Annotated in this window: 21 protein-coding genes; 5 read left to right on the top strand and 16 right to left on the bottom strand. The window is 65.4% G+C overall.

Features of this window, described 5'->3' with window-relative positions; translation table 11 throughout:
* Positions 1–93 precede the first annotated feature (93 nt).
* The 5 genes from PTE31013_RS02700 to PTE31013_RS02680 all read right to left on the bottom strand — a co-directional run bounded on the left by PTE31013_RS02700 (position 94) and on the right by PTE31013_RS02680 (position 5,794).
* The gene (locus tag PTE31013_RS02700) at positions 94–1,059 is read right to left on the bottom strand and encodes a diiron oxygenase (RefSeq protein ID WP_150611268.1); all 966 of its coding nucleotides are present in this window, start codon (positions 1,057–1,059) and stop codon (positions 94–96) included.
* Positions 1,052–2,533, bottom strand: coding sequence for an adenylosuccinate synthetase (locus tag PTE31013_RS02695; RefSeq protein WP_150611267.1), 1,482 nt, complete (start codon positions 2,531–2,533; stop codon positions 1,052–1,054). Before PTE31013_RS02695 ends, PTE31013_RS02700 begins: the two co-directional genes overlap by 8 nt.
* Positions 2,530–3,585: a 2,3-diaminopropionate biosynthesis protein SbnB gene (gene sbnB / locus PTE31013_RS02690; protein WP_150611266.1), complete on the bottom strand. Its 1,056-nt coding sequence runs from the start codon at positions 3,583–3,585 to the stop codon at positions 2,530–2,532. Before sbnB ends, PTE31013_RS02695 begins: the two co-directional genes overlap by 4 nt.
* Complete coding sequence (gene sbnA / locus PTE31013_RS02685) at positions 3,582–4,667, bottom strand: 2,3-diaminopropionate biosynthesis protein SbnA (RefSeq protein ID WP_246173866.1); 1,086 nt, start codon at positions 4,665–4,667, stop codon at positions 3,582–3,584. Before sbnA ends, sbnB begins: the two co-directional genes overlap by 4 nt.
* A gap of 206 nt (positions 4,668–4,873) precedes the next feature.
* Positions 4,874–5,794 (bottom strand): methyltransferase domain-containing protein, encoded by a 921-nt coding sequence (locus PTE31013_RS02680; RefSeq protein WP_150611265.1) that lies wholly within the window; start codon positions 5,792–5,794, stop codon positions 4,874–4,876.
* A 149-nt stretch (positions 5,795–5,943) separates the two neighbouring features.
* On the opposite strand from PTE31013_RS02680, the gene PTE31013_RS02675 reads away from it, so the two are divergent.
* Together PTE31013_RS02675 and trmL are read left to right on the top strand one after the other, a co-directional pair.
* Entirely contained in the window at positions 5,944–6,747 is an 804-nt protein-coding gene (locus PTE31013_RS02675; RefSeq protein WP_246173865.1) for a ComF family protein, read from the top strand.
* Positions 6,748–6,763: 16 nt separating this feature from the next.
* Positions 6,764–7,234, top strand: a complete 471-nt coding sequence (gene trmL / locus PTE31013_RS02670) for a tRNA (uridine(34)/cytosine(34)/5-carboxymethylaminomethyluridine(34)-2'-O)-methyltransferase TrmL (protein WP_150611264.1) — start codon at positions 6,764–6,766, stop codon at positions 7,232–7,234.
* Here trmL and PTE31013_RS02665 read toward each other — a convergent pair.
* The 5 genes from PTE31013_RS02665 to PTE31013_RS02645 form a co-directional block, all read right to left on the bottom strand.
* On the bottom strand, positions 7,216–7,746 hold the full coding sequence (locus PTE31013_RS02665; RefSeq protein WP_150611263.1) for an O-acetyl-ADP-ribose deacetylase: 531 nt from the start codon (positions 7,744–7,746) through the stop codon (positions 7,216–7,218). The genes trmL and PTE31013_RS02665 overlap by 19 nt on opposite strands.
* A gap of 143 nt (positions 7,747–7,889) precedes the next feature.
* Complete coding sequence (locus PTE31013_RS02660) at positions 7,890–8,909, bottom strand: NAD(P)H-dependent glycerol-3-phosphate dehydrogenase (protein ID WP_150611262.1); 1,020 nt, start codon at positions 8,907–8,909, stop codon at positions 7,890–7,892.
* A 63-nt stretch (positions 8,910–8,972) separates the two neighbouring features.
* Entirely contained in the window at positions 8,973–9,479 is a 507-nt protein-coding gene (gene secB, locus PTE31013_RS02655) for a protein-export chaperone SecB (protein ID WP_150611261.1), read from the bottom strand.
* Between the two features lie 65 nt (positions 9,480–9,544).
* A complete protein-coding gene (gene grxC / locus PTE31013_RS02650; RefSeq protein ID WP_150611260.1) occupies positions 9,545–9,805 on the bottom strand; it encodes a glutaredoxin 3 in 261 nt (86 codons plus the stop codon).
* A gap of 17 nt (positions 9,806–9,822) precedes the next feature.
* The gene (locus PTE31013_RS02645) at positions 9,823–10,230 is read right to left on the bottom strand and encodes a rhodanese-like domain-containing protein (RefSeq protein ID WP_150611259.1); all 408 of its coding nucleotides are present in this window, start codon (positions 10,228–10,230) and stop codon (positions 9,823–9,825) included.
* 234 nt (positions 10,231–10,464) lie between these two features.
* Here PTE31013_RS02645 and gpmA point away from each other — a divergent pair, with 234 nt between their 5' ends.
* The 3 genes from gpmA to PTE31013_RS02630 all read left to right on the top strand — a co-directional run bounded on the left by gpmA (position 10,465) and on the right by PTE31013_RS02630 (position 14,014).
* Positions 10,465–11,211 carry a 2,3-diphosphoglycerate-dependent phosphoglycerate mutase gene (gpmA, locus tag PTE31013_RS02640; RefSeq protein ID WP_150611258.1) on the top strand — a complete coding sequence of 249 codons (747 nt, stop codon included), beginning with the start codon at positions 10,465–10,467 and terminating at the stop codon, positions 11,209–11,211.
* 423 nt (positions 11,212–11,634) lie between these two features.
* Positions 11,635–13,191 carry a S41 family peptidase gene (locus tag PTE31013_RS02635; protein ID WP_150611257.1) on the top strand — a complete coding sequence of 519 codons (1,557 nt, stop codon included), beginning with the start codon at positions 11,635–11,637 and terminating at the stop codon, positions 13,189–13,191.
* 70 nt (positions 13,192–13,261) lie between these two features.
* Positions 13,262–14,014, top strand: coding sequence for a HesA/MoeB/ThiF family protein (locus tag PTE31013_RS02630; protein WP_150611256.1), 753 nt, complete (start codon positions 13,262–13,264; stop codon positions 14,012–14,014).
* A gap of 79 nt (positions 14,015–14,093) precedes the next feature.
* Here the strand turns inward: PTE31013_RS02630 and ptsP are convergent, their stop codons facing one another.
* From ptsP to gshA, 6 genes are all read right to left on the bottom strand, one after another.
* Positions 14,094–15,830: a phosphoenolpyruvate--protein phosphotransferase gene (ptsP, locus tag PTE31013_RS02625; protein WP_150611255.1), complete on the bottom strand. Its 1,737-nt coding sequence runs from the start codon at positions 15,828–15,830 to the stop codon at positions 14,094–14,096.
* A 145-nt stretch (positions 15,831–15,975) separates the two neighbouring features.
* A complete protein-coding gene (locus PTE31013_RS02620; protein ID WP_150611254.1) occupies positions 15,976–16,245 on the bottom strand; it encodes an HPr family phosphocarrier protein in 270 nt (89 codons plus the stop codon).
* Positions 16,246–16,248: 3 nt separating this feature from the next.
* On the bottom strand, positions 16,249–16,662 hold the full coding sequence (locus tag PTE31013_RS02615) for a PTS sugar transporter subunit IIA (protein WP_150611253.1): 414 nt from the start codon (positions 16,660–16,662) through the stop codon (positions 16,249–16,251).
* Positions 16,663–16,806: 144 nt separating this feature from the next.
* Entirely contained in the window at positions 16,807–17,769 is a 963-nt protein-coding gene (gene gshB, locus PTE31013_RS02610) for a glutathione synthase (RefSeq protein ID WP_150611252.1), read from the bottom strand.
* 60 nt (positions 17,770–17,829) lie between these two features.
* Positions 17,830–19,107, bottom strand: coding sequence for a helix-turn-helix transcriptional regulator (locus PTE31013_RS02605; RefSeq protein WP_150611251.1), 1,278 nt, complete (start codon positions 19,105–19,107; stop codon positions 17,830–17,832).
* 440 nt (positions 19,108–19,547) lie between these two features.
* Positions 19,548–20,837, bottom strand: a complete 1,290-nt coding sequence (gene gshA / locus PTE31013_RS02600; RefSeq protein WP_150611250.1) for a glutamate--cysteine ligase — start codon at positions 20,835–20,837, stop codon at positions 19,548–19,550.
* Positions 20,838–21,041: the final 204 nt, after the last annotated feature.

The raw sequence follows: 21,041 nt of genomic DNA, 5'->3' as shown, positions 1-21,041 counted from the left end.
GCGCGAAGACAGCGCAACGCTGTCCACCGGGGTGAACCGGATCGGCCGCGTGATCACACGCATCACGACGCCTGCGGCTCGCAGGGTCGCCCGTCAAGGCAGTCGCCAGCGACTCGCCTGTTGCGCGAAGCGTTCCGCACAGGCCATGCCCAGCCGCTCGAACAATCGCCGTGGTACCAATGCGGCTTCCATCATTTGCACGCCCACTTCGAGCGGGTCGATGCTCTCGCGGATCACCCGATCGGCTTCACCGTCATCGAGCCCCACCGCGCACAAGTGCACTCGCCACGCCGGCAACTCCGGGGCAAGAAACGCCGTCATCAGGTCGGGGAGAAGCGCATCGAGGAACGCGCGCTCCGCAGGCGACAACGACGGCACCCACTCGCTCGCAAAACGGATAAACGCCGCCTGATGACGCCGCTCATCCGCACCGTGCTCGCTCAGCATGCCGCGCACGGGCGGATAGATGTCGTCACCGGCGCCCGCCTGGCGCAGCGTGCCGGTGATCAACGTCTCGGTGACAGTTGCCGCCGCCACGATGGCCATTCCGCGAAGCGTGGCGGGCACCGCCTCACACAACGCCAGCACACGGACGACACTCAACGAGGGCGTTCGCGCCAGCGCGTACCCGGTCTGTTTCAGCAGATGTCCACGGAAGCGCTCCATCATCCACGTGTGAAAGCCCTCGTCCGTATAGATGGCGAGCAGATCGTCACGGCTGACCGACGCGATGCCCGGCATACCGAGCATCTGCTCGACGGCACGATTCACGATGTACAACTCGACGCGCTCCGTCTTGTTCAGGTAGTCGGCCAGACGGCGTGCACTCAACTGCTGCCGCGCCGCCTGACCCCGCTCACAGACCAGCGGATGCGTCGCATACGGCATGAGCGACACGTTGAAGAACAGGTGATCGGGTTGCAGCGGCGGGAACGGTGCCTCACCACGACAGCGCGTAACCGCCGCGACGTCTCGCCACGGCCGCGGCTCATGCTCCCGCCCCCCCGCGCTGCCGGGCAAGCGCGTGCCGATAGCGCGCGTTGCCCGGCAATCAGACATGGTTCGACGCCGCGGCGGCAGGCGCCAATGGGTGCGCGGCCAGCGACACAAGACTGGCCCGTTCCGGCCCCAGTCCGAGACCGGCCAGCGGCGCGCCGATTTGCCGTTCGACGAAATCGACGAAGCCGTGCATGGCGGCGTCAAGCGTACCTTCGCCCCCCAGCGCGAGCGAGCGCTCGGTCAGTCCCGGATAGATCAACACGTCGGGCATGACGTCGCCCGACATCACCTCGCGATGCACACGCATCGGCACCCCCTGATAGGTCGAGTGGAAGTAATGCGCCAGACAGTCGACCTTGTTGAGATACACACAGTCGACGGCGTGGGCCTTGACGACCTCTCGCAACTGCGCGAGGTCGAGCATACCGATGCGACGCGGACGACCGGTCCCCGTGCCGTACTCGCCAGTGAGCATGCGAAGCGCGGTTCCGACGTCGAACGGATCGTCGGAGCGCAGTAGCTGATCCGGCGAGAAGCGCGCCTGCTCTTCGGTCATGCCGACGTGCGACAGCGACGCGTCGTCACAGTATTGCGCCGATCGCTCCCCGCCCAGCTCCGACGGAAACGGACCACGGCCGACGCGCGACATGACCGCCTTCGCCACGCCGATGGTTCGACGGTGGTACTTCGGCGACAGATCGCCACCGACATACGCATAAGCCGGCACCGTGTGGCTCGACGTGACATACGGCTGGCTGCCATCGACCACATCGAGCAACACCGACTGCGCGCCTTCGAACAACACCCTCGCGCCTTGCTTCACGCGATCGGCGAGCCACCCTCGATCCGGTTCGAGGTAAGCGCGCAAGGTGTCGGCAACCTTCGGCAGGCTCAGCAACAAGTCCGACATCTCCGCGATCCACGGCGACGTTCCCCCTTCTGCATTGATCATGCGCGTGAACACTTCGCGCATCGAGGCCACGGTGTCGGCTTCGCGCCCGAGCAGATCGCCGAGCATCCAATTGACGCGTGCGTCGTTGCGCACACGCAAGGCGCGATCGGCGTAGCACGGCCCGATGCCGTTGCCCGTGGTGCCAATCGTGCCGCCGCCGCGGCGATCCAGCGCAATGTGGTGGGGCTGGACGAGCGCTGCCCGAGCGCTGATGTGCAACCGGCCGTCGAGCGAGATGCCCATCGCGCGCAGTTGCTCGATCTCGTCGGCCAGCTTCCACGGATTGAGGGCGCACCCGGAGCCGATGTACAGCGTGGCATGCGGATGAAACACGCCTGAAGGCAGTTGCTTGAGCGCGATACGGCCAAGCGGCGTGTCGATGGTGTGGCCCGCGTTGGCACCGCCATTGAATCGGGCGATCACGTCGTACCCCGCGGCGAGGGCATCGATGATCTTTGCTTTGCCTTCGTCGCCGTACTGCAGACCGACGAGGACGTCAGCGAAGCCTTCGGCGGGTGACGACGCGAGGTCGGCGGCGGGAGAGGAGGCGGGAAAGGAGGCGCTACAGGTAACAGAGGTCATGCGCGTTGCATTTCATGGAAAAAACGGGGGACGGGCGCCTGCTGAGCCACCAACTGCTCATAGACCCAACGCCCGACAGCAATATCGAGAATGCCCAGACCAAACGGCGAGAACACGATCGGCCGGTCACGCAGCGGCGCCTGGCCGCCGCAGAGCAAGTGCGGCAGCGATGTCGTGACGAAGCGTCGATGACCGGTCTCGACCTCGGCGAGATGCAACGAGGTCATCGCCCGCAGGCAATGATCGATGTCATCGACAACGTTATGGGACTGGAGAACAACGGCCGGCGCGAGGTCGCGAAGCGAGAGGTGCAGCACGATGGGACAGTGTGAGAACCAATCGGGGTTGTCCACGTACGGCGAGGACGCCGTCGTGGTGAACACGATGACGTCCGACGTGCGGATGGTGCGTTCAAGCGACGCTTCGGTGCGGGCTTCGTCGCCCAGACGCGCACCGATGCGCGTCGCGAGCGATGCAGCGTAATCGGGGTTCAGGTCATGCACCGCCACCGCCCCGATCGGCAGCGCGGCGAGCGGTAGGCACTCTGCCACGTGACGTGCGATCACACCGGCGCCGACAAACGCCACGCGCAGGCTTCGCGTGGCCGTTTCAGACGGCGCGTTCGTCGCGAGCGAATCACGCGCGAGGCACCGCAGCGCGCTGATCGCGCTGGCGGCCGTGCGCGCCGCGCTGATCAGGCTGGCTTCCATGCATGCCATCGGATAACCGGTCGCCCCATCGTTCAGGATGAGGACCGCCGAGGCGCGCGGCATGCCTCGTTCGATGTTGTCGGGGAAGCTGGATATCCACTTGATGCCCGTCACCGCCTCGCCGTTGCCATCGCGAAGGTGGGCAGGCAGCGCGATGATGCGATTGCGTTGCGCGTCGGGAAAGCGGAGAAACTGGCTCTCCGGATTGACGGTGCGCCCGGCGTGATGCGCGCGATACGCTGACTCGACGGTATCGATGACGGCAGATTGTCCTTCCACCAGGACCGCGTTGACCTGTTCTCCGGTGAACACGTGAAATTGCGGTAGCGAGAGTGCGTTCATGGCAATGAAGGATGGACGGTAGCGACGAAAGGAGACGTCCCGCAAGGCGGACTCGGCCGGCCGTCGATACACGCGGCGGCCCAATCGGGGTCGTAGAGGGTGTCGAGATACTTGTCGCCCATGTCGGGCGCGACGGCGACGACCGTGTCGTTGGCAGCAATCTCGGCCGAAGACATCTGCACGGCGCACAACACGCTGCCCGTGGAACCGCCGGCGAGCAAACCGCGCGCGGCCAGCGTATGGCACATGCGAAGGGTATCGGCCTCGGGAACGTAGACGACGGCGTCCGGTGGCGCAGCGTGCGACGACTCGGACAATGCCGGGCGGCAACTCGTGCCAAGTCCGGGAATGCGGCGAGGTCCCGGCGGCCTGCCGAACGTCACCGAACCGACGGCGTCGACCGCGACGACACGGGTCGGCAGCCGATGCGCGCGGACATAACGCAAGCAACCGATCAATGTGCCGGTCGTGCCCGCGCCGACGAACAAATGGTCGACGTCGGGATAGGCCGCGAAGATCTCGGGCGCCGTCCATCGATAGTGCGCGCGCCAATTACCCGGATTGGCGTACTGATTGACCCACACCCAGCGTGGATCGCGCGCCACTTGCTCCCGAATCCACGCGATGCGTGTGCCGAGATAGCCCCCCTGAGCATCGCGCCGTTCGACGCGCACGACGTGCGCACCCGCCGCCTGCATCGCACGGATCGCATGACGCGACGTGTTGGGATCCGTCACGCAGGTGAAAGGGACGCCTCGATTCGCGCACACCATCGCCAGCGCCACGCCGAGATTTCCAGAGGACGATTCGACGATCCGCGTGTTCGCGTCAATGCGGCCCGTCGCCTCCAGATCCTCGATCAGTTGAAGCGCAGTCTTCAGCTTGATGGAGCCGGCCGCGTTCAACCCTTCCAGCTTGAGATGAACCGTGGCGCGGCACAGGCCGTCGATCGCGGTGAAAACAGGGGCAGCCGGTCGCAGGAACGCGCCGTGCACGCGCAGCCCCAGGCGATCACGCGATGTATCGCTTTGCGCAGGCTCAACCTGCGGCGACGCCACCCACGTTTCGTACTGATCCCCCACCCCGACCTCCCGATGTCTCGCCCAAGGGCGATGCAATGGCGTGGCGTAGCGAAGGCAATCCGCAAGGCCCTGCGCTCATACACGCCGTAAAGCGTCATTTAAGCGAACCGGGCGAGCGCAGAACACCTGCATGTTCGTGTAGGACGCAGGATGCGGTGGGATGTTCGTGGTGCCGGCGGGAACAGGACGTGTGACGCCCGCGAGGCTCAGCGTGGCCGGCCGCCCCGCCCGATGTCCTGAATGCGAACGACGGCATTACCGGCCGCATCGGTTTTTTCGGGAATTTTCCAGGCGTGTCCGTAGACGAGTTCGAACGTCAACGCGATCGTGCCGTGCGCACCGCGCTGACGCTCCAGGGCGGCACGCAAGGCCGCAAGACGCGACCGCCCCGTGAGTCCCATGCGACGCTCGGGCCGCGGATTGACACCCAGCAGGCGCACGTCGCGCAACAGGGTGTCTGGCGATTCGAACGTTAGCGTGAGCCGCTCCATGTCCGTGACCGGCGTGTCGAATCCGCTCGCCACCATCATGTCGCCAAGATCATGCATGTCCGTCGGCTCGAGGGCGTGCGGCACCTCGTCGACTTCCGCCCACGCCGCCCGCAACTCCCGCAGGGTGTCTGGGCCGTAGGCCGAAAACATCAGCAGGCCATCGTTGCCCAGCACGCGATGCCACTCGGGAATGACACGGTGTGGCTCGCGATACCAGTGAAGCGCGAGGTTCGACCACACCAGGTCGAACGTGCGCGAGGCGAACGGCAGCGCGGAGAAATCGGCCTGCACGACACCATACGGCCGCGCAGTGCGCAGCAGACGCCGCCAGCCAGTCGTCGCCCCTGCCGCCGCGGCCGCTTTGGCCATCGCGAACGACGCGTCAAGCCCCACGCGATAGGCGTCCGGGTAACGCTCGCCGAAGCTCAGCAGATCGCCGCCCGTGCCGCATCCGGCATCGAGCACGCGCGTCGGCTTCAGCTTGATGTAATCGAGCCGGCTCGCGAGTCGCGAAGCCACCTCCCGCATCAGGAAGTCGGCCTGTGGCCAGTGCAACGCGCGGCGGTCGAACGCCGTACGCAAAAAACGCGCATTGAACGCAGAAGACGAGGTCGGGGGAGCGGCAGAAGGCTTCATGGGACGGGCGAAAAGGCGAGTCGGCAGTATACTCGCTGCTGTCCGAATGCATCGGGCACCGCTGCGCCGACCAGCGCCCGCCGGTCCATGCGGCGCATGGCCGACGTCGGTCGCGCCGCCCTAAATGTCACGTCATCGTTGCTATCGCCTTGTCCTTTCTTCATGCCACCTTCCCGACGCTCGCCAAGCTCGCTGGCGGATGGCTGCGCACCGCGTTGCCCGATCACTGCGCGCTCTGCCACCGGCGCGCTGCGCGACAGATCTGCGCCGACTGCGCGCACGCCTTCGACGCCGACCGGACCGATGCGCCGTTGCGCTGTCGCCAATGCGCCGTCGCATTGCCATCGCTCACGACGCGCAGGGATGGCATCGCCCCACCAGGCGTCGTTGGTGCGACAATTTGCCGCACCCCGCAACCGCTCGTGTGCGGGCAATGCCTGCGGCTGCGGCCAGCGTTCGACGCGACGCTGGCGCTCGCAGACTACGTGGCACCGCTCGATACACTGATGATTCGTCTGAAATACCATGGCGCCCTGCCGTTCGCGCGCGAGTTCGGCGAACGCCTCGGCGACGCCCTTTTGACCCGCAGCGACACCACGGCGCTGATGGTACCCGTGCCGCTGGCGCCCTCGCGACTGGCATCGCGGGGTTTCAATCAGGCGTGGGAACTCTCGCGTGTCGCGTCGCGACGGGCGCATCTGCCGGCCAGCGCCCACCTGCTGCATCGCGAGCGCACGACCGCCGCGCAGCGGGGCCTGTCGCGCGATGAACGCCGGCGCAACCTGCGCGGCGCATTCGTGGCGAGCGACCGCGTCCGTGGGCGTCGTGTTGTCCTTGTCGACGACGTGATGACGACGGGTGCGACCTGCGACGCCGCGGCAGCCGCCCTCAAGCGCGCCGGCGCGACGCATGTGCTTGCGGCGGTCGCATTGCGTACGCCGCCCACCTCATAACCCTGTCCCAACGCTCATGTTCAACGTCGTTCTCGTCAACCCTGAAATTCCGCCGAACACCGGCAACGTCATTCGCCTGTGTGCCAATACGGGCGCGCGCCTGCACCTGATCGAACCGCTCGGCTTCCCCCTCGACGACGCGCGTATGCGCCGCGCCGGGCTCGACTATCACGAGTACGCCGAGATGAAAGTCCACCGGGATTGGGCCGCTTTCCTGAGCGCAGAATCGCCCGATCCCGCGCGGATGTTTGCGCTGACGACGCGCGGCTCGCGTCCCTTCGGCGAGTTGTCGTTCGCCAAGGGGGACTGGTTCGTGTTCGGCTCGGAAACCCGTGGCCTCGCCCCGGAACTGCTCGATACGTTCGCCACCACGCAACGCGTGCGCCTGCCGATGCGTCCCGGCAATCGCAGCCTCAACCTGTCGAATACGGTCGCCGTCGTGGTCTTCGAGGCGTGGCGTCAGCAGGGTTACGCCGGCGGGTCCTGATTCGCCAGTTCCGTGCGATAAAGGGCCAGCATCGCGCCGTCGAAACAGACGAACTCGACGTGCTCGATGCTCGGGAAGTGGGGCAGCGCGTCGCGCACGGTGAAGACCGCCAACGGCACCGCCAGCTCGGGCGGATACCCATAGATGCCGCAACTGATGGCCGGAAACGCCACGCTCCGGCAGCCGTGTGCCGCCGCCAGGCGCAGGCTCTCTCGATAGCAACTCGCGAGCAGGGCCGGCTCGTTGTCCGCCCCGCCGTGCCAGACGGGGCCCACCGCATGAATCACATACTTGGCTTCGAGTCGAAATCCCGGCGTGAGCTTGGCCTGCCCCGTTGGGCAGCCGTGCAGTTTGCGACAGGCGGCCAGCAGTTCCGGTCCGGCGGCGCGATGGATCGCCCCATCGACGCTTCCGCCACCCAGCAGCGATTCGTTCGCGGCATTCACGATGGCATCGACCGACGATTGCGTGATATCGCCTTGAGAGGTGTGGAGATAGGCAACTTGCGACATGGGCTCGACTCCCTTGTGCCAGTGCCGACGACGGGATTCCGTCATCGGGGAAACGGCGCGTCGGCTATCCCGCGAAGGATCGCCGGCGCGCCATGCGACGCCGGGCGGAACCGGATAGGCGTCCGCCACTTGCCTGCGAGGCGTCAGCCCGGGTGAGCGTCGTCCTCGCGCTCTGCTCGGGCATCCCGCCGCAGCAGGGCTTCCACCGCCGCACGGGCAGGCAGCCCCTCGAACAGCGTAGCGCAAACCGCGTCGGTAATCGGCATTTCGACGCCACGTGCACGCGCCAGATCGCGCACCGCACGCGCACATCGTACGCCTTCGGCGACGTGTCCCAGCGATGCCAGCACGTCGTCGAGCGACTTGCCAGACGCCAGTTGCAGACCGACGGTGCGGTTACGCGACAGGTCGCCCGTCGCCGTCAGGATCAGATCCCCCATGCCGGCCAGCCCCATGAACGTCTCGGGCTTGCCGCCCAGCGCGACGCCCAGGCGGGTCATTTCGGCCAGGCCTCGGGTGACCAGCGCCGCGCGGGCATTGAGTCCCAGACCGAGTCCGTCACTGACACCCGTCGCGATGGCGAGCACGTTCTTCACCGCGCCCCCGACTTCGACGCCGATCACGTCGTCACTCGAATAGATGCGCAGCGCGCCGAAGTGGCATGCGGCGATCGTCAATTCGCACAGCGACGGCACTGCGCTGGCAATGGTCAGCGCCGCCGGCAGTCCCTGCGCGACTTCGCGGGCGAAGCTCGGCCCCGAGAGCGCGCCGCCGGCGACCTGCGGAAAGACCTCGGCAACGATCTGGTGCGGCAACAGCCCGGTATCGGACTCAAAGCCCTTGCAGAGCCAGATCAGGTTGTGCGGTGCGGGCGCCGCAAGCGCCATATGGCCGACCAGCGCCCGCAGGCCGGCAACGGGCACCGCAGCGACGCACAAGGCGTGTTCGCCCGTGCCATGCGCGAGCGCCGTCGCAAAGTCGGCGTCAAACCGCAGACGAGGTGACAGCGGAGAACCGGGGAGATAGCGGGAATTTTCGTGGGAGACGGTCAGTTGCTCGACGAGCGCCGCATCGCGCGCCCAGAGGACAACGTCATGGCGTGCCGCCATGTGACTCGCCATCGCGGTGCCCCAGGCACCTGCACCGAATACGGCAATCTTCATGAGAGAGGCCTCGATGCGACGGCCAACCAGGCGCCGGCCGTCGCGTCGATCCAGCGCAAGCGCTTAGTGGGTCTGGGCGGCCGAGCCGTCGGGCATCACGATGCCCGGGGCCGGCGTTTCGCCGTTGGCTGCCTGTTGCTCGGCCAGCTGCGCCAGACGTTGCTCGTACAGTGCCTGGAAGTTCACTTCGGCCAGGTGGATCGGCTGGAAGCCGGCACGGCTGATGGCGTCGGCCACGTTGGCGCGCAGGTACGGGTAGACGATCGTCGGGCAAGCAATGCCGATGAGGGGGTCGAGCTGATCGACCGGCACGTTGCGAATCTCGAAGATGCCCGCTTGCTTGCCTTCCACCAGGAACGCGACCTTGTCCTTGATCTTGGCCGTCACGGTGGCAATCACGGCGACTTCAAAGATTTCCTCGGCGAGGCGCTCGGCGGCGACGTCCAACTGCACTTCCACGGTCGGCATCTCCTGCTCGAGGAAGATCGCGGGCGAGTTCGGCTGCTCGAGCGAGAGATCTTTCAGGTAAGCGCGCTGGATGCTGAAAAACGGCTGATTCTGGTCGGACATTTCATTTCCTTGGGATAAGACAGCCGCGCAGACACGCGGCTGGGCGCACTATTCTGCGGGCGGTATCAGGCAGCTTGCAAGAGCGGCACGAGGCCCCCGGCACGGTCGAGTGCCGACAGGTCGTCGTAACCGCCGATGTGACGCTCATCAATGTAGATCTGCGGCACCGTGCGACGGCCCGTGCGCGTCATCATTTCGTCGCGGCGGGCGGGTTCCTTGTCGATCAGGACCTTCTCGATGTCCTGGACGCCGCGCTGGCGCAACAGTCGCTCCGCCATCTGGCAATACGGGCACACTTGCGTGCTGTACATCACGATCTTCGGCATGGCTGGCAATTCCTCGATTACTTTACGACCGGCAGGCCGGCTTCCTGCCAGGTGGCAATGCCGCCCTGGAGGTTGAACGCCTCGGCATAGCCAAGACCGCGCAACAGCGTCTGGGCGCGCGCGCCGCCCTGCCCGTTCTTGCACACGATCAGGATCGGTGCCGCCTTGTTCTTGATGACCTGCCCGACCTTTTGTTCAACGTCGTCGAGCGGCACGTTGCGCGCGGAGGGCAAGTGGCCTGCGGCGAACTCCTCGCCAGAGCGCACATCGAGCACCACGGCGCCCTTGCGATTGATGAGCTGGGTCGCTTCCACGGTCGACAGACCGCGACCGCCGCGCTTGAATACCGGCCAGGCCAGCATGCCCCCCGAGACGAGGGCAATGGCGACCAGCGCGAGGTTGGTGTAATCGGTAAGGAACGTCACAAACCACCTGAAAAATATCAAAAGAATCCGATCATTATAAAATAATCCGTGATTGCGCCGACGAGTTGCGTTGCCAATCGTTGCGCCGGACGTCGGCGGGCCCTTCGCCGCGCCCCCGAACGTCTCCGGATTGCTGCCGCAAAACCCCTTGCCGGGCCTTGCTGCGCAAGGCGCGGCGAGTGGCCATCGTCTCGCCGGCTGCCCCCGCTTTCCAACTCTGATTGAAGTTTGCTCATGTACAAGCTCGTTCTCATCCGCCACGGCGAATCGACGTGGAACAAGGAAAATCGCTTCACCGGTTGGGTCGACGTCGACCTGACCGACAAGGGGGCCGCCGAAGCCACCCAGGCCGGCAAATTGCTCGCCGAAGCCGGCTACACATTCGATCTCGCCTATACCTCGGTACTCAAGCGCGCGATCCGCACCCTCTGGCATGTGCAGGACGCCATGGACCAGATGTGGATTCCCGTCATCCATAGCTGGCGCCTGAACGAGCGTCACTACGGCGCGCTGGCCGGTCTGAACAAGGCCGAGACCGCCGCCAAATACGGCGACGATCAGGTGCACGTCTGGCGCCGCAGCTACGACACGCCGCCGCCGCCGCTGGCCGCGGACGACGAGCGCAGTTCGTACCACGACCCGCGTTACGCCAAGCTCAAGCGCGAGGAGATTCCGCTCACCGAGTGCCTGAAGGACACCGTGGCGCGCGTGCTGCCGTTGTGGAACGAGTCGATCGCCCCGGCCGTGCGGGCCGGCAAGCAGGTGCTCGTCGCCGCGCACGGCAATTCGCTGCGCGCCCTCATCAAGCACCTCGACAACATTTCGGACGACGCCATCGCCGGCCTGAACATCCCGAACGGCACGCCGCTCGTGTATGAACTGGACGCCGACCTCCAGCCGATCCGTCATTACTATCTGGGCGATGCGGAGAAGATTGCCGGCGCGCTGGCCGCCGTGGCCGCGCAAGGCAAGTCGAAGTAATCGCCGAGTTTCGCCTGCGCCGGTCGCAGGCACGGCGCGCGCCGTCCCCCGTGGCGGTGCGCGCCAGCCCCCTCCATCCCCCTCCATCCCCCTCTGGCCCCCTCGTGCCCCCGCTGCGGGCGCCGCACCGGCCGCACCCTCTGTAACGCGCCGTAACATGATTTCCGCGCCGCCCGCCCCTCCCCGACCCCGACGCCCAGCGCCGAGGAACGCGCATTGCGCCAGCAAAAGCGAGCCGTTTTCGGACGACGTCAGGGCCCTTCGCGCGACAAAGACACTTCAACCCGCACTTTTCGCAGAACCACTCCGGAAAACTCCCTGTCGAATGGGCAATGCCCGCCCTGCGGGCAAACGGTTATACTTCGCCAAAGTGCGCGCGCCCCTTGGCGAGCGCCCCGAAAAATCCGGAATTTCCACGCCTATATGCGCCAAACCCTCAAACACATCGGCCTGATCGTGCTGGGCCTTGCAACCGGTGCGGCTGCCACCCTCGCGTTCTCGCAGGCTTCCGCACAAAGCGTTACCACGCCGTTGCCGCTCGAACAGCTCCGTCTGCTCGCCGAGGTGTTCGGCCAGATCAAGCGCGAGTACGTACAGCCGGTCGACGACAAGAAGCTGCTGACCGCAGCCATCAAGGGCATGGTGTCGAGCCTCGATCCGCATTCGTCCTATCTCGACAAGGATGAATACAAGGAGCTGCAGGAACAGACGCGTGGCCGCTTCGCCGGTCTCGGCATCGAGATCTCGCAGGAAGATGGCCTCGTGAAGGTCATTTCCCCGATCGAAGACAGCCCGGCGTTCAAGGCCGGCCTCAAGCCTGGCGACCTCATCACCCGCATCGACGACAAGCCCGTGCGCGGCATGACCCTCGACCAGGCAGTCAAGCGCATGCGCGGCGCGCCCGGCAGCAAGGTCACGCTGACCATCTACCGCAAGTCGGACGAGCGCACCTTCCCGGTGTCCATCGTGCGCGCGGAAATTCGCGTCCAGAGCATCAAGGGCAAGATGCTTGAGCCGGGTATCGCCTACGTGCGCATCACGAGCTTCCAGGAACGCACGGTGCCGGATCTGGCCAAGAAGCTGCAAGAACTGGCCAAGGACCAACCGATCAAGGGCCTGGTGCTCGACCTGCGCAACAATGGCGGCGGCATCCTGCAGTCGGCTGTCGGCGTGTCCGCGGCCTTCATGAAGGAAGGCGCCACGGTCGTGACGACCAACGGCCAGATCGAAGACGCTAAGCAGAAGTACACGGCCACCTTCGACAACTACCGTCTGTCGGCAAGCCCGGACGATCCGCTCAAGGGTGAAGCCGCGTTCTGGAAGACCGTGCCGATGGTCGTGCTGGTGAACGCCTACTCGGCATCGGCCTCGGAAATCGTGTCTGGTGCGCTGCAAGATTCGAAGCGCGCGCTGATCATGGGCAAGACGACCTTCGGCAAGGGCTCGGTGCAGACCGTGCGTCAACTGTCGCCGGACACGGCGCTGCGTCTGACCACGGCCTACTACTACACGCCGAGCGGCCGCTCGATCCAGTCCATCGGTATCACGCCGGACGTGCCGGTCGACCAGAATCCGAAGGGGGATCCGGAAGACGTGCTGGTCACGCGCGAAATCGACTACCAGAACCACCTGCACAACACGCAGAAGCCTGACGAGCAGAAGGCCATCGACGCCCGCGAAGCCCGTCGCCTGGAAGAATTGCGCCGCCTCGAGGAAGAGAACGCCAAGAAGACGCCGGAAGAGCGCAAGAAGGAACGCGAGGCGCGTCTGCCGGATCTGGGCAGCCCCGACGACTTCATGCTCCAGCAGGCCGTTCACCAGCTCAAGGGCGAGCCGGTCCAGCGTACGAAGTCGCGCCTGGAAGCCAACGCCGGTCCGATGCCGAAGGACACATCAAAGGCGGCCAGCCCCGCCGCCGCAGTCAAGCCGGACGCGAAGCGCGGCTCCGCAGTGCCTGCCACGCCGTCGGACAAGAAGTAAGCATCGGCTTTACACTACAAACCGTGCCCGCGAAAGCCGGCACGGTTTTTTTATTCTTTCCCGTTTTGCGATGAACGACGACCAGTTGCTGCGTTACTCCCGCCACATCCTGCTCGACGAACTCGGTATCGAGGGTCAGGAGCGTTTGCTCGCCGCCCACGCCATGATCGTCGGCGCCGGCGGTCTCGGTTCGCCCGCCGCGCTGTATCTCGCGGCCTCCGGCGTCGGACGCATCACGCTGATCGACGATGACGACGTCGATCTCACCAACCTGCAACGCCAGATTCTCCACGACACCGGAAGTGTCGGCCGGCCCAAGGTCATCTCCGGACGCGATCGCATCGCGCAGGTCAATCCTGGCGTGGTCGTCGACGTCATCCACGCCCGCGTGGACGAAGCGCAACTCACGGCGCTGGCCCGCAGCGCCACCGTGGTACTCGACGGGTCCGACAACTTCGCCACGCGTCACGCCGTCAATCGGGCTTGCGTGACGGCGGGGGTACCACTCGTGTCCGGCGCAGCCCTGCGCTTCGATGGGCAAATCAGCGTATTCGACGTGCGCGACGATGCGTCGCCCTGCTACGAGTGCATCTTCCCGGCCGATGAGCCGTTCCCCGAGCAGGCCTGCGCCACGATGGGCGTCCTCGCTCCGCTCGTGGGCATTATCGGCAGCATGCAGGCGACCGAGGCGATCAAGCTCATCACGGGGATTGGCAAACCGCTCGTTGGCCGCCTACAGATGCTCGACGCGCGCCGGATGAGCTGGCACACGATGCACTGTGCCCGCAATCCGGAGTGCAAGGTCTGCGGACAGCGCCACTGAGCGCGGAAAAAAAAGCGGGCGCCCTGTCACAGGAGGCCCGCTTTTCTCGTTGGGGGATGCGCGACGCGCTGCCGGGCCGTCAGGCCGCCGCCAGGCGCGCCAGCGCCGCCTGCATCTCCTCGGGTTCAGTCGCGGCAAGCAGCTCCTGGACCGGCCGTTCCAGATCCGGCAAATGCGCTCTCAGGATCTCCTGCTTGACCTGCAGCAGTTGGCTCGGATGCATCGAGAACTCCCGCAGGCCCATGCCGAGCAACAGGCGCGTCGCCGTCGGATCGCCCGCCATTTCGCCGCACACGGCCACCGGGACGCCGAACGCATGCGCCTCGCGGATGGTCATGGCGATCAGTCGCAGCACGGCCGGATGCAGCGGGTCGTACAGATGGGCGACGGTGTTGTCGGCGCGATCGATCGCGAGCGTGTATTGAATCAGGTCGTTCGTGCCGATGGACAGGAAGTCCAGCCGCTTCAGGAACATCGACACCGTGAGCGCCGCCGCCGGCACTTCGATCATCGCGCCCAGCTTCACGCCCGGGTCGTAGAGCAGGCCGGCGGCGTCAAGCTGCGACTTGGCTTCACGCACGAGTTCGAGCGTCTGATCGATTTCCTGCGCATGCGCGAGCATCGGGAACAGGATCTGCACCTTGCCGAACGCCGATGCGCGCAGAATCGCCCGCAACTGCGTGAGAAACATGCGCGGCTCGGAGAGACTCCAGCGAATGGCCCGCAGCCCCAGCGCCGGGTTCGGCGCGGTCTCGTACGTGTCATGACTGTCGAGCGGCTTGTCGGCGCCCACGTCGATGGTCCGGATCGTCAGCGGCAGACTACGCATCGCTTCGACGGCGCGCTTGTACGCCTCGAACTGCGCCTCTTCCTCCGGCGCCTCCTTCTCGTTCATGAAAAGGAATTCCGTGCGGAACAGCCCCACGCCCACCGCACCCGCGGCGACCGCCGTCGCGGCGTCTTCCGGCAACTCGATATTCGCAAGCAACGCGATGTGGGTGCCGTCGATCGTCTGCGCAGGCGAGTGCTTCAACCGCTGCAAACGACGCTCTTCGAGCGCGCGTTCACTTTGGCGGTAACTGTACTCTTCGAGCACGATTGGCGCTGGATCGACGATGACGATGCCATGATCGCCATCGATGATGATAATGTCGTCCTGCTTGATGAGCAGGCTGGCCTGCGCGACGCCGACGGCCGCCGGAATGCCCAGACTGCGCGCAACGATGGCCGTATGCGACGTCTTCCCGCCAAGATCCGTGACGAAGCCCTTGAACGTCTGCCTCTTGAATTGCAGCATATCGGCCGGCGCAATGTCGCGGGCCACGACGATCATGTCGTCGCGCGGCGTCTCGGCCACCACGTGCCGGATGCCGGGCGCGCCGGCGAGCGCCTTGAGCACGCGCTCGGTCACCTGTTCGATGTCCGCGCGACGCTCACGCAGGTACTCGTCGTCGATGTCTTCGAAACGCGCGACGAGCACCTCGAGCTGCGTGGTCAGCGCCCATTCCGCATTGTAGCGGCGGTCGCGAATCAGCTTGATGACCGCGTCGGCCAGCAACGTATCGTTGAGGATCAGCGAGTGAACGTCGAGGAACGCGCCCATCTCACCCGGCGCATCGTCGGGCAGTTCCGCCTTGAGGGTATCGAGTTCGTGCTGGACGCTCGCCTGGGCGCCGTGAAACCGCGCGATTTCGTCGTCGACCTGGGTGGGGTCAAGCAGATAGTGCGGGACATCGAGCGTGGCGGGCGCGAGCAAGTAGGCGCGTCCGATCGCGATGCCGCGGGAAACGGGAATGCCGTGTAGGGTGAAAGACAAGGAAGTCTCCCCGGTTCAGAGGCGGATGATTCGACCGTAATCTGTGATTTTTGCCGCGTTCGGGTGGCATGCGACACGGTGAGCGGCCCGTGGGCGCGGGTGCGATCGACGCTCGTGGCGCGCCGCAACTCACCGCAACGACGCGTTACTCCCCTTCCCCGAACTTGCTCGCGATGAGGGCCAGGATTTCATCCATGGCTTGTTGCTCGTCCGAGCCCTCGGTCTCCACTTCGACCGTCGCGCCAATCCCGGCCGCTAGCATCATGACGCCCATGATGCTCTTCGCGTTGATGCGCCGACCATTCCGGGTCAGCCAGACCTCACTCTGAAATTTCGCCGCCAATTGCGTCAGCTTTGCCGATGCCCGGGCATGCAAGCCCAATTTATTTACGATCGTCGTTTCTTGTCGAAGCATGTGTCAGTGTGACGTAGTGTGTGTAGCCGGCGCACCCGCGCCAACCTCCAGAATACCTTTAGATCCGCCCGAAAGCACCTTCTCCACCAACGTGTCGAGCGGCACCGAGCGATAGCACACCGCCTTGATGAGCATCGACAGGTTCACCCCCGAGAGGACACGCACCTTCGCGTCGACGAGCTGCGCAGCAACATTCGATGGCGTGGCACCGAACAGATCCGTGAGGACAAGCACGCCGTTCTCTTCATGGAGCTGTGCGAGACGCTCGCGTGCCGTGACAACAAGTGCCGCCGTGTCCTGGTCGGGCGCGACGTCGATCGCGCCGATATGCGCCGGACACCCGCCGTAGATGTGCGAAACACACTCGCGAAGTGCCGAAGCGAGCGGTGCGTGGGCAATAATCAGAATTCCAGCCATGATGCTAGGTACGCCAAGCGCCGCGGGTGTTCGGGCGACAAACACAACGACGAACGCGAACCTGTCGATTTTGGGAAAGCCATTTTAACAGGCACGCAAAAAACCCGAATTTTCAGGAGGTTAGGGACGGCCTGAGACGATGCGTCAGCCCGCAGACCTGGCATCGCCCTGCACCGCCCGTTCTAGTGCGTCGACGAACATCTTCGGCACATCGAAACCGGTTTGGTCCGTAATTTCCTGGAAGCATGTCGGACTCGTAACGTTCACTTCCGTGAGGCAATCGCCAATGACGTCGAGCCCCACGAGCAGCAGGCCACGCGCCAAGAGAATCGGCGCCAGCGTTTCGGCAATCTGACGATCACGCGCCGACAGCTCGCGCGCCTCGCCCACGCCACCGGCGGCGAGGTTGCCGCGCACTTCATTGCCCTGCGGGATGCGCGCCAGCGAGTGCGGCACGACCTGGCCGCCGATGACGAGAATCCGCTTGTCCCCCAGCACGATCTCGGGAATGAAGCGCTGCGCCATCACCGAACTGGCCCCGTATTCACCGAGCATCTCGATGACCGACCCAAGGTTGCGCCCGTCCGGACCGATGCGGAACACGCCCGTGCCGCCCATGCCATCGAGCGGCTTGTAGATCACATCACCATGTTCGGCGTGAAAAGCGCGCAGACGGTCCGCGTCGCGCGTGACCAACGTCGGCGTCACGAACTGAGCAAATTCGGCGATCGCCATCTTTTCGGAATGGTCGCGAATCGCGCTGGGTTTGTTGAACACGCGGGCACCGGCGCGCTCGGCAACTTCCAGCAGCCACGTAGCGTTGACGTACTCCATGTCGAACGGCGGGTCCTTGCGCATGAGCACAGCGTCGAACTCGGTGAGCGCGCTCACCCGCGTTTCAACCACGTCGTACCAGGCATTCGAATCGCCCGTCAGGCGGATTTCCCTGATGCGCGCATCGACCGCAGCGTTCTGCCATGCCATCTCGTGCGGCTCGCACGCAAAGATGCGGTGCCCTCGACGCGCGGCTTCGCGCATCATCGAGAACGTGGTGTCCTTGTAGATCTTGAACTGGTCGAGCGGGTCGGCAATAAAGAGAATCTGCATCGATCGGCGGGAGTCTTTGGGGGTTCGGATGCACACACCGCTGGCGGCGGCGACAGGCGTCTATTCTAGCCGAGGCGCCGTTTTGCCGCTGCGCGTCGCATCGACGTCCGGCACGCGCCCCCCGCGTCCAAGCGCCGCCGGTCCGCCCAGCCCGAGCAGCAGCGATGCGTCTTGCACGGGATCCAGGCGAGCGCGCATGAGCGACAAATGCGTCTTGAGCGTCTGCACGCCGATCGCGCAGGCCTCGCGCGTCTGGGCGCGCGACTGCCCGGCCAGCAGCCGCATCGCGATCTCGCGCTGCATCGGCGTCAGCCCCGTTTGCCAAAGCCGCAACAGCAACCGGATAGCGGGCGGCACGGCGAGGTGCAACGCAATGCGAACGCGCTCGGTCGCTCGCCCTCCCATCCCGCATAAGTGCGTGGCGTGCAGATGCAGCGTGCCGCCGGGCACCCCGAGCGCCTTGCAGACCGGCACGCCCGGCGACGCGGTATCCGATGGGTGGAGCCTCAGTTCGTCGACCAGCGACTGGCACGCCTGTACGACGAGACAGGCGTCGGGCCACGCCCGCCCCGGCATGCGGTGCCAGACCCGGCGCATGAGCGCCAGCGCCGCGGGGTCGGCCCACTCCGGCTGACGTCGGTGCCAGACCAGCGTTCCCGCCACGTCGTCGCCGATGGCGCCCGACGGCGCCGGCCGAAGGGACGGGGTGGAGGATGTCATCGCCGTCATCACGGACATCGGCGGGAAGCCGGGACGATTGGGCGGCGTGGCGAATTCCGCGGCGGCCGTCTCAAACGTCGCGACTTCGCGCGCACTGAAGCGCGGCTGTGATCTGCGCCGCGACACGAGCAGCCGCAACGCGCCGAGGGGCGCGACGGCCGACGGCCCGGCGCACTCGCTACGCGCCGCCACCGCGCCGGTTGCCCGGGTCACCGGCAACAGACACACGTCGAGCCAATCGCCGTCGGGCAGGCATCCCGCCAGTTCCGGAGGACGGTGCAACGTCGCTGGCACGGCGGCCGAACCACCCCTCGAGCGCCGGACGTGACCGCACAACAGTTCACCGTGCGCGAGCGAGCGCCGCAACTCCGCCATCGGCGGCATCGACCAACCGCGGGTGGCGAGCCGCTCGCAGGCCGACAGGGGGGCCTGCGGGACATACCAACGGGTGGACTGCGCTGTCGCGGTCGGGTCGTCGGATGCATGGCACCAGAGCGCGGCCACGCCGTCCGCAGCCAGCCGAAGGCGCAGCGCCTCCAGCCACAGCGGCAAATAATCGAGCGTCGGTACCGGCAGTTGATGAAGTTGACGAAGGCCTGTGCGCAAATCCCCCTGCATTCCCGTATGCCTCCCAGACAGCCTCATTCCGAGGAAATTTCCTATTCCGCATCGAGACGAACTGACGTCCCCCGTTCGGGGGATGTTATGCGCGTCAAACGGTCGCATCATCGCTTCAATGCTGACGCGAACGAGACGGTGGATCGGCACAGTACACCGATCCCGAAGTCGAGGGGAGCGCAGGAAACCAGTTTGCGGGGGGGAACCGCCCAGGGAAGCCCCGATTTCCGGTCGTTGCATGAGGCGACCGGCAAATGTGACGCCCGGCTAGTCGGGGGGCCAGCCGGGCGTCTTTTTCTTTTCGCTGCTTGGAACGCGACGCGTCCAGGGCCACCGCCTCACCGGCAGGGCCTCACATCAAATTCGGAAAGATCTCAAACCGACGCGAGACCGAACGGGCGTGAACGGATGTCACAGGCCGTCGCGTCGGTCTTGCCGCGTCAATAGGTTTCCGGATCCGGATCGGTGCGCTCGAGTTCGACCGATGCCGCGAGCAGCGCCAGACGCGCCACCACGCCGTACATATAGAACCGGTTGGGCGGCGCCGCCCCCGGCTTGGCGTGGACATCGGGCAGCGCCGTGTGCTCGAAGGCGAGCGGCACGAAGTGCATGCCGGGCGCATTGAGGTTTTCGTCGGTCCCGCGTCCGGTGTGCACTCGGTAGAAGCCACCGACCACGTACCGATCGATCATGTAGACGACCGGCTCGGCCACGGCTTCGTTGATGCGCTCGAACGTGTAGACGCCTTCCTGCACAATGACGTCGTGCACCTCGAGACCTTCCTTGACCACGCTCATCTCGGTGCGTTCGCGCCGGTTCAGGTGCTTGATCTCGGCGGCGTCGTGCACCATCATCACGCCCATGCCATACGTGCCGGCATCGGCCTTGATCACGACGAACGGCTTCTCGCTGATGCCGTACTCGCGATACTTCTTGTTGATCTTCTTGAGCACGGCGTCGACCGTGTCGGCGAGCTTCTCCTCCCCGACGCGTTCATCGAAATCGATGCCCTCGCACTTCGCGAAGTACGGATTGAGCATCCAGGGGTCGACGTCGATCATCTTCGCGAACTTCTTGACGATGTCGTCGTACGCCGAGAAATGCTGGCTCTTGCGGCGCACCGCCCATCCCGCATGCAACGGCGGCAAGAGGTACTGTTCGTGCAGACCTTCGAGAATCGGCGGAATGCCGGCGGACAGGTCGTTGTTGAGCAGGATCGAGCACGGATCGAAATTCTTGAGCCCGAGCCGGCGCGGCGAGCGCTCGAGCGGCTCGATCACGAGGTGCTGGCCGTCGGGCAGCTCGATGGTGGTCGGCTCGGTGATGTCGTCCGACAGACTGCCCAGGCGCACGTTCAGCCCCGCGTGGCGCATGATCGTCGACAGTCGGGCAATGTTCTGCAGGTAAAAGGTGTTACGCGTATGCCGTTCGGGAATGAGCAGCAGGTTCTTCGCGTCGGGGCAAATCTTCTCGATGGCGGCCATCGCCGCCTGCACGGCGAGCGGCAGGACTTCAGGCGCAAGATTATTGAAGCCGCCGGGGAAGAGATTGGTGTCGACGGGAGCAAGCTTGAAGCCGGCATTTCGCAAGTCGACCGAACAATAGAACGGCGGCGTATGTTCCTGCCACTCAAGCCGGAACCAGCGCTCGATGGCGGGCGTCGCATCGAGGATCTTCTTTTCCAGGTCGAGCAAGGGGCCTTTCAGAGCCGTGACGAGATGCGGAACCATGCTTCTCTCATATCCAGATGGAATATCGATTGTAGAGCATACGCCCGCTGGTCTGACCCTTTGACAGGATCAAGGGACGCGCAGTGCGCATGCTGCGGTGAAAGAAGATGGGGACGCCGCCGGTAATCGCAAGCGAGATGCAAGCAAAAAAAAAACGGGCACCGCCTGGGTGCCCGTACAACGCCGGGGGCGGCTGTCCGACCG

Origin of the sequence: Pandoraea terrigena, from assembly GCF_902459705.1 — a bacterium.
GTDB classification, from domain to species: domain Bacteria; phylum Pseudomonadota; class Gammaproteobacteria; order Burkholderiales; family Burkholderiaceae; genus Pandoraea; species Pandoraea terrigena.
The sequence above is the reverse complement of the archived record's forward strand: the minus strand, read 5'-3'. Positions and strand labels throughout refer to the sequence as shown.